Raw genomic sequence first — 15,805 nt, forward strand, 5'->3', positions numbered from 1 at the left:
GATATCAAATATTCGCCTAAAATTTGAACTTTTGTCACATTATTTACTTATTTGTAAGTAACCGGTTACGTTGTGTGTTCATCATCACAGATCAGACTTTAGTGGTTCTGATAACTTAAAAATGCAAACTGGATTGATTAGGACGCTCTAATGCAAACATAGTTCGGTGGATTTATACACTCCCTGAAGGTTTATATTGTCTTAAAGGTAATATTAAAATCATATATTACTTAATTCCTAAATTGTAACTCGTGATATTTAAATATTAACAAATTAAACTTATATTTATAGGCTCATAAATTAACTATGAATAATGTGAATAAAAAAACTCTAGCAAAATTATTTTCAGTGGGAGCATTACTTACTTCTTCTTCGACCTTTTCTGCAACCTTGAACTTTGATGGAGTAACAGAAGCTGCAACCATATATAACTTTTCCGGTCTGGAATTCGAGTACTTCGACAATGATGACGGAACTACAGAGTTATTCAGTAAGCAAGTATTTATTGATGGTGCTGTCACCATTCCAAATACAAACTGGAGAATGGGTATACTGGCAGCAACTTTTCAAAATAATCCTTCTGATTCAGAAACCACTCACGCGACGGAATTGGAAATAAAACCCACCTATGAGATTTCGATAAGTGACTCATTGAATATTGGTAGCGAGTTTGCTTATGGCTCAGTCGGAGAGGATGGTAGCTCATATTGGTTTAAGCCATTCTTATTTAAGAAGTTTGATAATGATGTAAGTGTTTATAGTGAAGTGCTCTTAAAGCATTGGGATGGAGGTAAAGAAGGAGTAAATGAAAATATTGTTCATCCAATGTATGAAATAAGCGAGAATGTTACTATAGGTGCTGAGCTATTTTATGCACATGGATTACAAGAAGCAACTTATACAGAGTTTGCCGTTAGACCCAATATTGCTTATACCTTTGATGGTGAAAAAATGCTTTGGGCTAAAGTCGAAATTGGTCAGCAAGGGGACCACGAAGATAGCAATGTCGATGGCGATTATATGAAATATATTATTGGATATAATATGAAGCTTAATGATACTTTTGCACTAATATCAGAGTTTTCAGTATATAACTGGGATAAGTCATATAATAATACTAGTGGAAACAACTACTTTGCAAAATTTGGGTTAGCTTACTAATATCCGAACCCTATTAATCCTTCCGTTGTGATATATACAACGGAAGGAATATAATCACTTATTACCTAGGGTAGGATTGTTTTTTATAACTATGCCTTTATTGGCAAAGCACCAGTAGTGTTTATGTTGAACAAGTTTTTGGCAGTAAGCGAATTGAGGGAGTTGAGCATTTTTTATATCCTTGATCTCCGTGGATATGCTACTGCCCGCATAAATGGTGAAAAGTATCGCCACTGTGAGTGCTTTCATTTTATTACTCCGTTCTATTTTCTATCCTAAGGCTAGAAGCCTGTCTCTTTTAAGTCAAATATACAGTGACATTAAATCAATTGAAATATTATTTATCCTATTGATTTACTTATATTAAGTATGGGTTGTCGTTTGGTGGTAGCTCTAGTTATAGCACGCTTTGAACTAGGCGTTCGCAGTGGTTGTAAGCTGGGTGCTTATTTGAGTGTGTGATCATTGTCACGTCCATGATTTGTTTTTACGTAACCGGTTACGTAATTTGTTGGAGATCACAGAATGGCATCGGAATATGGTTATACTCGTCAGTGTGAAGAAAGATTAAAACGATAAAAATCGAGACTAACGGAGCAAAACTATGAAACAGGCACTTGTCCTACTCGTTCCTACTCTTTTACTGGCCGGATGTGGGGGAGAAAATACTTCTTCGTCATCGGATAGAACACAAGTGACCATCTTGGGCACTATTAAAGCTGAGATTGGCCCTCATTTCGAACAGGCATTGGAGACTTATAATGCCTCGCAAAGTGAGTATGAGATTGTTTCTCTACCGATTGATGGTAATACTTATGAAAAAATGACGGCTTTGTACGCATCAAATAATGCACCAACTATTATGGTAATGGGGCAAGAAGCCCAAGAGTTGAAAGATAGGCTTATGGATTTTAGCCAATCAGAACTGATTAAAAATGCGTATCCAGGCACCTATGATGTAGTAAAAGATGGTGAGCGTGTATTGGGTGTGCCAATCACTGTTGAGTCGTTTGGTTTTTTATATAACAAAGCGGTTCTGGACCAAGCGGTTGGAGGAGAGTTTAACCCTTCAACCATTAATACTCAGGAGAAGCTAGCTAAACTTTTTGAACAAATCTCGGCTTTAGATAATGTTGATGCCGTGAGTGTTTCACCTATGGATTGGTCGCTTGGGGCGCATTTCTCCAATGTACTGTTTGCTAACCAAGGCAATGGGCTTGCTGCTAATCTTGAAGCACTTGAAGCCATTAAAGCTGGTGAAATCTCTCTGCAAAAAAATGATGTCTACAACGGTTGGGTGGACACTTTTGACCTGATGAAAGAATACAACCGTTCGAAGCGTTCGCCATTAGCACCAACCTATGATGAGAGTGCCATGGCTTTGGCACAAGGCCAAGTCGGTATGTGGTTCCAAGGCAACTGGGCTTACGCAATTTTGAATGAATTAAATGCCGATGGAGAGTTTGGCATTTTACCTGTTCCAGTTAACAATGACGAAGACTTCAAAGGTAATAACGCCCTTTCTGTTGGTGTTCCTATGTATTTCACGATTGATGCTGCTCAATCAACAGAAGCAGAGCGTGAGGGAGCACAAGACTTTTTGAATTGGTTGTTTACATCAGAAGCGGGAATTGACGCTTATGTGAACAAGATGAATTTCATTCCTGTATATGAAAATATCACAATCGAGCCTGCTGATGAGTTGTCACGGACAATATTAGCTAAAATGCAAGCGGGCGAAACGCTTAACTGGATTAACATGTATTATCCAGGTGATGCTTTCCCGTCTATGGGGGCATCTATGCAGAAATATTTAGGAGACGTGATTGACCGGCCCGCTCTGGCTGGAGAATTAGAGAAGTACTGGACTTCTAAATAATCTTGTTAAAACAGGCAGGGCTCCTGCCTGTCATTACCGTCAAGCGGTTTCTACGCTTTATTTAGGACATTTATTATGCTGTTTAGCACCATACGCAAAGATGGTGTGAAGGACTTCTTTACCTTCGCATTTATCCCTTTATTTGCTTTCACTACAGTGCTGTTTATCCCGTTTATCATGGGTATTGTGCTGACTTTTACCAACTGGAATGGCTTTAGTTTTGGTGAGTTTGTTGGCCTACAAAATTACGTGGATGCATTTAGTGATGAAAACTTTCTCAAGATCTTTACCACAACACTTAAATATGTTCTCTACTGCTTGGTGTTTACTAACATTATTGGTTTTGGCTTAGCATTACTGATTACATCAGGAATCAAAGGCCAAAATGGACTGCGTTCAGTATTCTTTATGCCAAACTTGATTGGCGGTATTTTGCTGGGCTTTATCTGGCAGTTTATCTTTAATCGAATTTTTGTCACGGTGGGTGATATTACAGGCTTTGAGCTGTTGCTAGAACCATGGTTATCTGAGCCAGATAAAGCATTCTGGGCATTAGTGATTGTCAGTGTATGGCAGCAGTCAGGTTATATGATGTTGATCTACATTGCTGGCATTATGGGTGTTCAAAAGTCTTTGCTTGAAGCGGCCAGCATTGATGGAGCAAGTAAAGGTCAAATCCTTCGTGCTATCAAGATCCCAATGATGATGCAGTCGTTCACTATCTGTCTGTTTTTAACCCTTAAGAACGCATTTATGATGTTTGATGTCAACTTGGCTCTGACCAATGGTGGACCATATCGCTCTACAGAATTACTGACATTAAATATCTACAACGAAGCATTTCTATACCAAAACTACGGAACAGCACAGGCAAAAGCGATCTTGCTATTTGTTGTGGTCGTGATTGTGGCGTTGGCACAAGTCTACTTCACCAAGAAGAAAGAGGTTTAAAGTGATGAAAAGCAAATCTCGAGGCGTGTTTGTTGTCACGTTAGTTTTGGCATTAATTTATGTTTTTCCTTTTGCCATCCTTATTATTAACTCATTAAAAACCAAGTTCGAAATCTTAAAGAATCCACTCGCACTACCGACAGAGTTTAATTTCGATAACTTTGTTGAAGCCTTTGTCCGTATGGACTTTCTGAGTGCCGTTAGTAACTCGCTCTATATCACGCTACTGGGCTTAGTGGTGTTAACTGTTTTCCCTGCGATGCTGGCGTATTATCTAGAACGTGAGCCAAGCAAATTTAAGAACATCATTTTCTACGTGTTGGTAGGTTCTATGATTATTCCTTTTCAGGCGGTCATGATCCCGTTTGTTAGTTTATTTGGAAAGATAGGCTTTTTGAACGGAAAGGTACCATTGGTTTACTTCTATCTCGGTTTCGGCGTCGCACTGTCTACTTTCATGTATCGCAGTTTCATCGCGAAGATCCCTAAGTCTCTTGACGAATCAGGTGCGATCGAAGGAGCCAGTAAGTTTACGGTATTTTGGAAAATTATCTTCCCGCAGCTCAAGCCAATTACGGCCACTATGTTAGTGCTGAATGCGCTGTGGTTATGGAATGATTACCTATTGCCTTCATTAACGCTACACCAAGATGATCGTACGTTGCCCCTGATGACTTATAGCTTCTTTGGTAAGTACACCAGTAACTATGGTTTAGCGATGGCTGGTCTTGTGCTTTCTATCGTGCCGATCATCATTTTCTATTTGATCATGCAACGTCAGATTGTTAGCGGCATTACCGATGGTGCTGTGAAGTAACCAGTACTAACTACTTTTTATACAAATTGATGCGTGAGGCGAGTTGGCGGCACGCTTAGAAAAATTGATAGGTAAAACTATGGCAGCAGTAACCCTTAAGGGCATTGAAAAACAGTATGACAACGGTTTTAAGGCCGTGCATGGCATTGATCTCGATATCAAAGAAGGTGAGTTCATGGTCTTTGTCGGCCCATCAGGCTGTGCAAAATCCACTACACTTCGCATGATCGCTGGGTTGGAGAGTATTTCGGGAGGTGAGCTACACATTGGTGGTCGGTGCATGAATGATGTGCCATCGAAAGACCGTGGTATTGCTATGGTGTTCCAAGATTACGCTCTGTATCCACATATGACAGTGTATGACAACATGTCATTTGGTCTTAAAGTGGCGAAGTTACCTAAAAACGAGATCGATCAACGGGTGCGCGAAGCGGCAGAAAAACTTCAAATCACAGACCTCCTTGATCGCAAACCTTCAGAAATGTCGGGAGGGCAACGTCAGCGTGTTGCGGTCGGACGAGCCATTGTGCGTAAGCCCGATGTGTTTTTATTCGATGAACCATTATCAAATTTAGACGCTAAGCTACGTGTCTCGATGCGTGTACGTATTACCAGTTTACATAGAGAGTTAAAGAAATCAGGTCAGCCAGCCACCATGATATACGTGACTCATGACCAGGTCGAATCGATGACGATGGGTGACCGTATCTGTGTGCTTAACCAAGGGCGCATCATGCAGGTGGATACTCCAATGAATTTATATAACTACCCAGCCAACAAGTTTGTAGCGGGTTTCATTGGCTCCCCTGCGATGAATCTAATGAAAGCCAAACTGGTCCAAGAGGGAGGTGATATCGCAGTTGAACTTGGTAAACATCGTTTCACCCTGCCAGCCGAAAAAGCTACGAAAGTACAAACTCACGTAGGAAAAGAGATATGGTTTGGCTCTCGCCCTGAATACATAGGTAATGCGGAAACGCACCCTGAATGTGTAGAAAACAGTTTTACAGAAGAGATCTTAACCCTTGAGAGAATGGGCTTTGAAGAAAATATTTACTTCGAAGTTGATGGACAGCCGTGTAGTGCACGGATCCCACATGAAAAAGCAGGGGAAAGTGATGTGGGTAATCAATACACATTCTGCATCGACATGAATAAATGCCATATCTTCGATATGGAAACTGAACAAAATATTTCACTGTAAGGGCGAGAAGTAGCATGAGTATTACGCCACGAGAAATCGACATACAACAGCAAGTTGAATTATGGATGCAAGAACTTACGGTCAGTGAGAAATGTTCGCTGCTTTCAGGCTCGGGCTTTTGGCATTCGCAAAACGTTGATCGACTAAATATTCCTAAGTTAATGCTAACGGATGGCCCACATGGTTTACGTAAACAAGGTGAAAAAGAAGATCACCTAGGTCAAAACGAGAGTGTACCGGCCACTTGTTTTCCTTCGGAAGCTGGTTTAGCGGCGTCATGGAGCCGAGAACTTGCTTATGCCCAAGGTCGTGCGATTGGCGTAGAGTGCCGTGCGGAAAATGTCAATGTCATCCTTGGTCCTGGCCTGAATATCAAACGCTCACCATTATGCGGACGCAATTTTGAGTATTTGTCTGAAGACCCGTATCTGTCATCACACATAGGTGCAGCTTACATTCAAGGTGCGCAGTCTGTAGGCGTTGGTACATCAGCGAAGCATTTTGCTTGTAATAACCAAGAGACCAAACGTTTAACAATTAATGCAAAAATTGACCAGCGCACATTGAACGAAATTTATTTGGCAAGCTTTGAAACAGCAGTTAAAGAAGCTAACCCTTATACCATCATGTGTGCCTACAATCAGGTTAATGGAGAGTACGGCGCAGAGAGTCAGTTCCTGCTTAATGAGGTACTACGCAAGCAGTGGAACTGGGATGGTGTGGTAGTAACTGATTGGGGCGCAACCAACAGCCGCATTAAGGGCTTGCTAGCAAGCATGGATCTTGAGATGCCTTCATGTGGCGGTGTCAACGATAAAAAGGTAGAAGCGGCTTTAGAGGGTAATGCAGAGCTAATGTTAGCGCTTGATGAGTCAGTTCGTCGTATTTTGATGCTAATACTGCGTACCACATACAATCTGCCAGAAGTCGAAGGATTTGATGCCCAGCGTCATCATGAAATTGCTCGGGAAATTGCCCATGAGAGTATGGTCCTGCTTAAGAATGAACAGCAAGTTCTCCCATTGAAAGTAAGTGATTCAATCGCGGTATTGGGCGAGTTTGCACAAACACCTCGTTATCAAGGGGGAGGTAGTTCGCACACTAATCCAACGAAGGTCACGAGCACTTGGGATTCAATGCAGCAGTACTCGCAATCTCTCGAGTTCATGCAAGGTTTTGGGATCTATGATGAAAAGTGTGATGCTGCTAAGTTAGAGCAAGCTAAAGCCCTAGCTGCAAGCAAAGACAAGGTAGTTATTTGTGGCGGCTTACCTGAGCGTTATGAGACGGAAGGTATTGATCGTACACACCTTAGCTTGCCGAAAGCGCAGCTAGAGTTCATCGCAGAAATCACTAAAGTAAACCCTAATGTTGTCGTGGTACTAAACAATGGGGCTCCGGTAGAGATGCCTTTCGCCAACGAAGTTAAAGCCATTTTGGAAGCTTACCTGCCGGGGCAGGCAGGGGGAGATGCCATTGCTGATGTATTGTTTGGAGTGGTATCCCCAAGTGGCAAATTAGCAGAAACTTTCCCACTTAAACTCGAGCACACTTCAAGTTATGAGTATTTTCCAGGTGAGGGCTATGAAGTCACGTATCGTGAAGGGATTTACGTTGGTTATCGTTTCTTTGAAACCAAGAAGTTGCCTGTGCTATTTCCGTTCGGCCATGGTTTAAGCTACAGCCACTTCAAATACCACAACCTGCGCCTTTCGCAACGTCATATTCGTGATGATCAGACGCTACAAGTGTCGGTTGATGTCACGAATAGTGGTGACATTGACGCGAAAGAAGTGGTACAGCTTTATATCTCAGATCATCAATCGGAAGTATTACGGCCAGAGATTGAATTAAAAGGGTTTGAGAAGCTCAGCCTACGTGCTGGCGAGACTCAAACGGCGCATTTCGTACTAGACAAACGTAGTTTTGCCTTCTTTGATGAAAAGTTAGCAGACTGGCGTGTTCAAAGTGGTCAGTTTGATATTCGTATTGGAGCCTCATGCCAGGATATTAGACTAACGGAAACCGTCAGTGTTGAGTCGACAACAAAAATTCCGTTTATTGTTCATCCCAATACCACCTTTGGTGAGCTGCGTGCTCATCCGGCAACGAAAGCGTATGCTGATGAGCTGATAGAGTATTTTATTGAGCATTCAGGGATCGATTTCAATCTTGGTGATAATGACGAGAACTTCGCAGAAACGGTGATTTCATTCTTCCCAATCAAAAATATGGTGTTGTTCTGTAAATCGAAGTTCACTGAATCAGAGCTTGAGCAAGCGTTAGATACGTTAACTATGCAAGTAGCTGACTTTGAAGAGGTAGTGTAATGGGCTGGATGGACGAAGCAGAAAAAGGCATTGCCATTGTTCATGAGCAGAAACAGACCAATTTCGTGGAGCTGTATGTTGACTCTGAAGTACGCGGTGACAATGTTTTTATTGGCAAGGAAGCAGAGGGCAGACCTCTGCCAAGTTTTGAGCAGATACAAGATAAATTACCAGTCATTGAGTGGGGTTCTAGCCCTGATGTGGTCGCAGGATATTGGAAAACTTGGCAAATTGCGTTCAGTAACCTGCGTCAACCTACGCGAGAGAATGGGTTTGTCTCTAACTTTATTGACACGGCATTTAATGGTCATTTGTTCATGTGGGACAGTGCGTTCATTACCATGTTTGGTAAATATGCTCACCATTTATTCCCTTTTATTGGGACGTTAGACAATCTGTATGCTAAGCAGATGCTTGATGGTTTTATCGGACGTGAGCTGTCAATTGAAACAGGTCAGAACCATTTTCACCGTCATGACCCGAGCTCTACAGGGCCGAATATCTTGCCATGGGCGGAGTGGCAACATTATCAACAAATGGGTGATAAACAGCGATTAAGTGATGTTTTTGTTCCTATTTTGGCGCTTCATCGGTGGATCGCAGACAACCGTACTTGGAAAGATGGGACGTATTGGGGATGTGGCTGGTCATGTGGTATGGACAACCAACTGAGGGTCGATAAGAAAAAGTACGATTATTCACATCATAGCCACTCATCGTGGATTGATGTGACTTTGCATCAATATTTGTCCGCTACTTTACTGCTTAAAATGCAGGAAGAGTTAAATACTGATGAGAATCTGTCTGATATTGAAGCAGAAGTGGAAAACCTCAAGCAGGTTGTTAACGAGAAAATGTGGGATGAATCTCGCCAGTTTTATTTTGATACTTTGCGTGATGATTCTTTCTCATCGATTAAATCGATTGCTCCTTATTGGGCGCTATTGACGGATATGGTTCCCGATGAGCGATTAGCACCGTTTGTTGCTCATCTTAATGACGAGAACAGTTTCAAAAGACCGCATCGAATACCCACGATGTCTGCAGATTGCGAACACTATACACAAACTGGCGATTATTGGCGTGGTGGTGTATGGGCACCAACTAACTATATGGTGCTCAAAGGACTTGAAGAGAAGGGGTTCCACGATCTTGCATTTGATATCGCCACCAATCATGTTGCCCATGTAGCTAAGGTTTTTTCTCAGACAGGAACGTTATGGGAAAACTATGCTCCAGAGATTATTCAACAAGGAACACCTGCGAAAAGTGATTTTGTTGGTTGGACAGGGTTAAGTTTAGTCAGCATTCTGATCGAGTTTGTGTTTGGCATTAAGATCGATGTTCCGAATAACAAGCTTGTTATTCGTCCCAAACTTGCTGATGAGTATGCGATAACTCAATTGCAGTTTGGTCCATTAGGTCAAGTCGACATTCATGTTGCCGCGAAAGCAAAGAGCATTGGCTCTCGCGTTACGGTTACCACAGACCTTGATATTGAAATTGAAGTGATCGAATAAAAGTAGGTGGGTTTCCCACCTACTCCTGTTAAGTAGTCCATTTAAGTATTAAAAATGCCATGTTAAATGAAAAGCAAACCCAACAAGCTCTCCAACAAGTGCTTGATTCAGTAGAGCTACCTAAATTCACCAAAAAAGACGAAAAGGTGTTTCTTGAACGCCTAGCACAGCATTTCCCATCTTTGGTTGGGCAACTGCACACGCTTTACGGCGAACGTTATGATTTTTTCTTGCACCTACAAAATCTGGTGGTGGTGCTTGCCAAGGCCTTTTCTAGTCGTAAGCGTAAATGGAAAAACCTGGATGAGAAGCGACTTAAAGATCCAGCTTGGTATCGTAGTGAAAAGATGCTCGGCATGGCCGTGTATGTGGATCTGTTTGCTGGAGACTTGCAGAAGCTGAAGCAGAAAATTCCTTACCTAAAATCACTGGGTGTTAACTATCTGCATCTGATGCCGCTCTACAAAGCGCCCGAAGGGGATAGCGATGGTGGCTATGCGGTATCGGACTACCGCAAAGTGGATCCCAAACTGGGTACGGAGAAAGATCTGGCGCAGCTCGCTGAGGCGTTGAGTGATGAAGGCATCAGTTTGGTGCTGGATTTTGTATTCAATCATACCTCTGATGAGCATAAATGGGCGGTTGAGGCACGCAGAGGTAACCCCGAGTTTGAAGATTTTTATTACTTCTTCACCGATAAAAAGGAAGTGGATGAGTACAACCAAACCTGCCGAGAGATCTTCCCAACCGTTCGTCGTGGCAGCTTTACATTCTTAGAGGATGTAGAGAAGTACGTTTGGACCACATTCAACAGCTTCCAATGGGATCTCAATTACTCAAATCCAGCGGTGTTTAACGCCATTACCGATGAAATGTTGTTCCTCGCCAATATTGGTTGTGAAGGGTTACGTCTTGATGCGCTCGCATTCATTTGGAAAGAGAAATGGACCCAATGTGAAAGCTTGCCGAAAGCACACACGCTGATTCAGTGTTTCAACACCTGTTTACAGATCGCAGCGCCTGCTGTGTTGTTCAAATCAGAAGCGATTGTTCACCCTGACGAAGTGGCACAGTACATCGACAAGCAAGAGTGTCAGTTATCCTACAACCCACTGATGATGGCATTGATGTGGGAGAGCTTGGCAACACGTGAAACCAAGCTACTGACAGCATCTCTAAAGAAAAGCTTCGAGATTTCAGACCAATGTTCATGGGTCAACTACATTCGTTGTCATGATGATATTGGCTGGACGTTTGATGATGCGGTGGCAGAGCAGCAAGGTATTAACGGCTATGATCACCGTCGCTTTTTGAATCAGTTCTATACCGGCAAGTTTGAAGGCTCATTCTCACAAGGTGTGCCATTCCAAGAAAACCCGACGACGGGTGATTGCCGCGTGTGTGGCTCATTAGCATCTCTAGCGGGTTTAGAAAAAGCGATAGACACAGATGATGCACAAGCGATTGAACATGCTTTGAAGCGTATCCGCTTGCTTAACAGCATCAACCTTAGCATCGGTGGTATTCCGTTGATTTACCAAGGAGACGAACTGGGTATTTTAAATGACCACAGCTACTTGAATGATAAGTTCAAACGCGATGATGCACGTTGGGTAAATCGTCCTGCTATTTCGCCAGCGGCAGTTGAACTTGCTGAGCAAAAAGGGAGTTATCAACACCGTATTAATCAAGAACTAAAACAGATGATAGCTTTACGCCAAAATCACCCAGAGTTAGGGAATGCCAAAACAGAAATTCTAGAAACTTATCGTTCGCAACTTTTTGCTTACTGCCGTACTAACGCAAAGGGTGAGCAACTTCTCGCTCTGTGTAATTTTGGTGAAATGGAGCAAACAATCCCTGCATCAATATGCGATATTTTGGGCACTCGACAGACGAAGGATCTGCTTTCTGGCAAGTATTTCCTCGGCGATGAGATTGTTTTATCAGCCTACGATGTGCTGTGGTTAAAGGTAAATGCGTAATGAGAAGTGAAAAAGAAAAAATGCTCGCTGGTGAGCCCTATGATGCATGGGACAAGCAACTTTATGGTGAGCGTATTGAATGTCGCAAAGTGTTGCAAAAGCTCAATAATAGCATTCCTGATACGGCTGAATGGCGAGACGCAATAGACACCCTAATTCCTGGCTCTGAAGGTGCCTTTTTAGAACCACCATTTCGCTGTGATTATGGCTCCAATATTAAGTTGGGTAAAAACTTCTACGCCAACTTTAACTGTGTTGTGCTAGACGTTGCAGAAGTTCGTATCGGTGACAACGTATTGTTTGCACCGAATGTACAAATCTATACCGCTGGTCACCCATTAGATGTTAAAGGTCGAGTGGAGGAGGGGGTGGAGTTTGGCACGCCTATTACCATTGGCGACAATGTATGGCTGGGTGGCGGTGTTATCGTCTGTCCGGGCGTATCCATTGGTGAGAACAGTGTGATCGGTGCAGGCAGTGTGGTGACGAAAGAGATTCCACCTAATGTCGTTGCGGCAGGAAACCCTTGCAAAGTAATAAAACCAATTGAGCAATAAAAATAAGTAATATTAATATTGCTTATCTATATTTAAACGGCTGAGTAAATATAGGAGGTAGTATGAAAAGGATATTTATTTCATTGGGTTTGCTGCTAAGCTCTGTTGCTTACCTGCCACACGCCAATGCTTCCCTAGATGGCATCTATAAGGGGTGTGGCTTGGGGCACTGGATTGCCAATGGTTTTGCAAATGGCTGGTTGGCTGTCACTACTAACGTGACATGGGACTTAGGTACTACGGCATCGATCTCTTACTATTCCACCCCAGCCTCTTGTTCGGGGCCATTTTATGCTGCCGCTCAATTTATCGACAGAACCTACCCAGAACTGGAACGAGAAACGGTACAGGGGGAAGGTGAACATATGATGGCGATGTTGAACATTCTTGGGTGCGGACAAACAGAGCAACAACTGGTACGTCAAGGAGTACGGAGCGATTTCGCAAAAGTATTGGCCAAGGATAACTATGCTGAAATGCCCCATCACGAAAAGGCTGATAGTTATTACCGTATAGTGGCCAAACATGCTTCACAACAGTGCTCGGCATCTTAAACCACACTAACAAACGGGTGGTGCGTTATGGTGTATCGCCCGTTTTGTGTTTGTTACTCTTTGCAGGGTCAATGTATCCTTGGCCAGCCTCTGGCTCTGTTTCACTTAGTGAAACACAGATGAATCAGTGGACCAAACTGCTGCATTTTAAAAATGGCAGCAGTACCATCTCCAGCCCTGATTTCTTCCTTTCCGAAAATGGTCGTTTTGATGCTGAAGTAGAACTGAGCGCTACTGTGAACGCTTTTACCAGAACATCAGAAATGGTTCATTGCCGCTACCCTGCGCGCTATATCTGGCTTAAAGACAACTTCGGCTCTGATTTTGGGCTGTCTTTGCAAGATTGTGACGATTATCAGCAATGGATTCAACATAGTAAAACTGAGTCGGTCAGTGTGGTTTATGTCACGGGCTATCTTGGAAATCCGGCCTCATTTTTTGGTCACCTGATGATGAAATTCAACCGACAGGGTGACAGTAAAACGGATATTGAACTGCTGGATACCGGTATTAACTTCGGGGCGAATGCTCACCCTGATGACAATCCGGTTAAGTATGTGTTGTATGGTATATTCGGTGGCTACAGTGCTAGTTACACGACAGCCACATACTATCTTCATACTGCAAGCTATGCTGAGAATGAGCAGCGGGAGTTATGGGAATATGAACTTAGCCTAACCAGGCAAGAAGTTGCGCTGGTACAAGCGCACCTGTTTGAGCTGCAGGAGGTTGATTTCAGCTATTACTTCCTGAGCGACAACTGCTCCACTGCGTTTAAAGATATTTTGAATATCGTACTGGAACAGCCTCTCAATACAGGATCTCAGCCATGGGATATGCCCGTTGATATATTCCATGCTCTTCCAAATGTTATGCATCATGGACAACCTTTGGTCAAAGCGGTTAGCCAGCGTCAGTCTAAGTACAGCCGTATTCAAAATAAGTACCTTGCCCTTAGTGATAAAGAAAAGCAGCAAACAATTACGATCGCTAAAGATCTTTCAGAGCTGACCCCCTTTATGCAGTCCGATGATTTTTCTGATTATGAAAAAGCTAAAGTCCTAGATGTTTTAACTGAGTACACAGAACTGTTATTGGTCACAGAGGATGAGTCTGAGCGCAACTACAAGGAGCAAAAGCGTCAGTTGCTCCTGACAAGGCTACAGTTAGACAGCTTTAGTGTCGATTGGCCGGAGAGTAAAGCCAAACCGCCCCATTTAGCTCAGTTACCTATTAATCTTGGTCTAGGGACAGGCTATAGCGACAACTATGGTGGATATCTCAGCTTACGGGGTTTTGCTGCTTATTATGATTTTCTGTCAATCGATGTTGCTCGATTAAAAGATTCAGCTCTTACTGTTTTGGATACTGAGCTTCATATAACCGATGATAAGGTGCGCCTTAAAAAACTGGATTTTCTCAATGTTGCTTCACTCAATACCAATGATGTGAATTTGTTTGAAAATGATCGCTTAGCATGGCAATTGGCTCTTTCACTTGAGCAGAGTGAGTGCCATGATGATGAATGTTACCGCCCGTATTTTAAAGGCTATTTAGGCTTGGCTGAACATCGGTTTAATCGCCTTTCAGCCTACACTATGTTCGGTGGACAGGTCGATTTCGTTGACTTCGATGACTCAGAACTTCAGCTTCCAGCAGGCGTGCTTTATCGCTGGTCCGATAGTTGGAAAACACACCTGAGAGTGGTCCCTTCTCTGGGTTTGAATGGTAATGGCTGGGACTTTGCCCTGTATGGGGACACATGCTTTAGTATCAGTAATAAAGCTGACATTCGTGTACGCTTCGAGAAAAGCTACGACAAGCTGGTAGGGATTTACTTCAACCGATACTTTTAAAGGGCCATAGTCTGTGGAGCATAATACACGGCCAAGCTTAAATAGAACTCGATACTCTTTGACAAACTCTCCTAGTCTTATTTAAATCTGCTCTATTTCACACTTCAATATGCAACTTAATGCTTTTTTCTGATAGGTTGATTTTTGAAAGGTGCACACTCATTTATGTCTGTTATAGTCATGCTTTTCATGGGGTTACAAACATATCTGTACCTATTGCTATAAATTAGAGGAATTCGATGGATATCATTTTTGGGGATGTGCTGCTTTTAAATGGGGTAGGTAAGCTATCAAAGCCTAATAAAATTTTTCAGACTAAACGTAGAAAAAACGAAGCGGCTTATAGCCATGTTGCACTGTGTTTAGGGCCAAATATCGTGGCTCATGCGATGCCTAAGCAAGGCGTCCACATCGTGACATTCGAATCCATCTTAGAAGAGTTTGGTGAAGACTGGATGGTAATACGGAACAAGACATTAGCTGCAACTGCAAAAGATTCAGTGGTTGGAGCAGAATATGCCATGGATGCACTTTACCACTTAGGGAAAAGATATGATTTATTGACGATTTTCTCTGGTAAAAAAGCGGATGAGTCGTTTGTTTGTTCTAACTTTGTTGCTGCTTGCCTAAATACTCACAACATTAAAGTAGGCAGAACCGCCAATGATGTACTGCCTGTTGATTTCCAATTATGTCTAGAGAGTGATGAGTGGGCTGATGTTACTTCAGAGCACAAAGGTTTCTACAAATATAGCTGCAACGATTATGCGGAACAACAAATCGAAACGTATTATCAGATTTGGAATAACGCTAAGTCACTCGCCAAATTGTACGAGTTAGCTCGAAAGTTTGATGAAGCACATAAGCGCCTAGACAAAATCGTAGGCTATCAGCCAGTTGAGCTTGAACAGCCAGATCTTGGGTTTTGGGATACCGATCTTCGAAAGTAATTGATGACGAATAGAGTGTGTTAGCCGGTCACTCTATTCGG

12 protein-coding genes are annotated in these 15,805 nt (G+C 42.6%); all 12 read left to right on the forward strand.

What is annotated here, in order from left to right; all coding sequences use genetic code 11:
* Window positions 1–315: 315 nt before the first annotated feature.
* On the forward strand, window positions 316–1,161 hold the full coding sequence (locus CTT30_RS17470; protein WP_252037293.1) for a hypothetical protein: 846 nt from the start codon (window positions 316–318) through the stop codon (window positions 1,159–1,161).
* Between the two features lie 604 nt (window positions 1,162–1,765).
* Window positions 1,766–3,040: an ABC transporter substrate-binding protein gene (locus CTT30_RS17475; protein WP_239874843.1), complete on the forward strand. Its 1,275-nt coding sequence runs from the start codon at window positions 1,766–1,768 to the stop codon at window positions 3,038–3,040.
* A gap of 75 nt (window positions 3,041–3,115) precedes the next feature.
* The gene (locus tag CTT30_RS17480) at window positions 3,116–3,991 is read left to right on the forward strand and encodes a carbohydrate ABC transporter permease (protein WP_239864444.1); all 876 of its coding nucleotides are present in this window, start codon (window positions 3,116–3,118) and stop codon (window positions 3,989–3,991) included.
* Window positions 3,992–3,995: 4 nt separating this feature from the next.
* Entirely contained in the window at window positions 3,996–4,808 is an 813-nt protein-coding gene (locus CTT30_RS17485; RefSeq protein ID WP_252037294.1) for a carbohydrate ABC transporter permease, read from the forward strand.
* 79 nt (window positions 4,809–4,887) lie between these two features.
* Window positions 4,888–6,012, forward strand: coding sequence for an ABC transporter ATP-binding protein (locus CTT30_RS17490; protein WP_239864440.1), 1,125 nt, complete (start codon window positions 4,888–4,890; stop codon window positions 6,010–6,012).
* Window positions 6,013–6,026: 14 nt separating this feature from the next.
* Window positions 6,027–8,342 carry a beta-glucosidase gene (locus CTT30_RS17495; protein ID WP_252037295.1) on the forward strand — a complete coding sequence of 772 codons (2,316 nt, stop codon included), beginning with the start codon at window positions 6,027–6,029 and terminating at the stop codon, window positions 8,340–8,342.
* Window positions 8,342–9,862, forward strand: a complete 1,521-nt coding sequence (locus tag CTT30_RS17500) for an MGH1-like glycoside hydrolase domain-containing protein (RefSeq protein ID WP_252037296.1) — start codon at window positions 8,342–8,344, stop codon at window positions 9,860–9,862. The genes CTT30_RS17495 and CTT30_RS17500 overlap by 1 nt, the downstream gene beginning before the upstream one ends.
* 59 nt (window positions 9,863–9,921) lie before the next feature.
* A complete protein-coding gene (locus CTT30_RS17505; protein WP_252037297.1) occupies window positions 9,922–11,847 on the forward strand; it encodes an alpha-amylase family protein in 1,926 nt (641 codons plus the stop codon).
* The gene (locus CTT30_RS17510; protein ID WP_252037298.1) at window positions 11,847–12,404 is read left to right on the forward strand and encodes a sugar O-acetyltransferase; all 558 of its coding nucleotides are present in this window, start codon (window positions 11,847–11,849) and stop codon (window positions 12,402–12,404) included. Before CTT30_RS17505 ends, CTT30_RS17510 begins: the two co-directional genes overlap by 1 nt.
* Window positions 12,405–12,466: 62 nt before the next feature.
* The gene (locus CTT30_RS17515) at window positions 12,467–12,958 is read left to right on the forward strand and encodes a DUF3015 family protein (RefSeq protein WP_252037299.1); all 492 of its coding nucleotides are present in this window, start codon (window positions 12,467–12,469) and stop codon (window positions 12,956–12,958) included.
* A gap of 119 nt (window positions 12,959–13,077) precedes the next feature.
* Entirely contained in the window at window positions 13,078–14,814 is a 1,737-nt protein-coding gene (locus CTT30_RS17520; protein ID WP_252037300.1) for an Lnb N-terminal periplasmic domain-containing protein, read from the forward strand.
* A gap of 239 nt (window positions 14,815–15,053) precedes the next feature.
* Window positions 15,054–15,764 (forward strand): YiiX/YebB-like N1pC/P60 family cysteine hydrolase, encoded by a 711-nt coding sequence (locus tag CTT30_RS17525; protein WP_239864427.1) that lies wholly within the window; start codon window positions 15,054–15,056, stop codon window positions 15,762–15,764.
* Window positions 15,765–15,805: the final 41 nt, after the last annotated feature.

Origin of the sequence: Vibrio coralliilyticus (genome assembly GCF_024449095.1) — a bacterium.
Classification (GTDB): Bacteria; Pseudomonadota; Gammaproteobacteria; order Enterobacterales; family Vibrionaceae; genus Vibrio; species Vibrio coralliilyticus_A.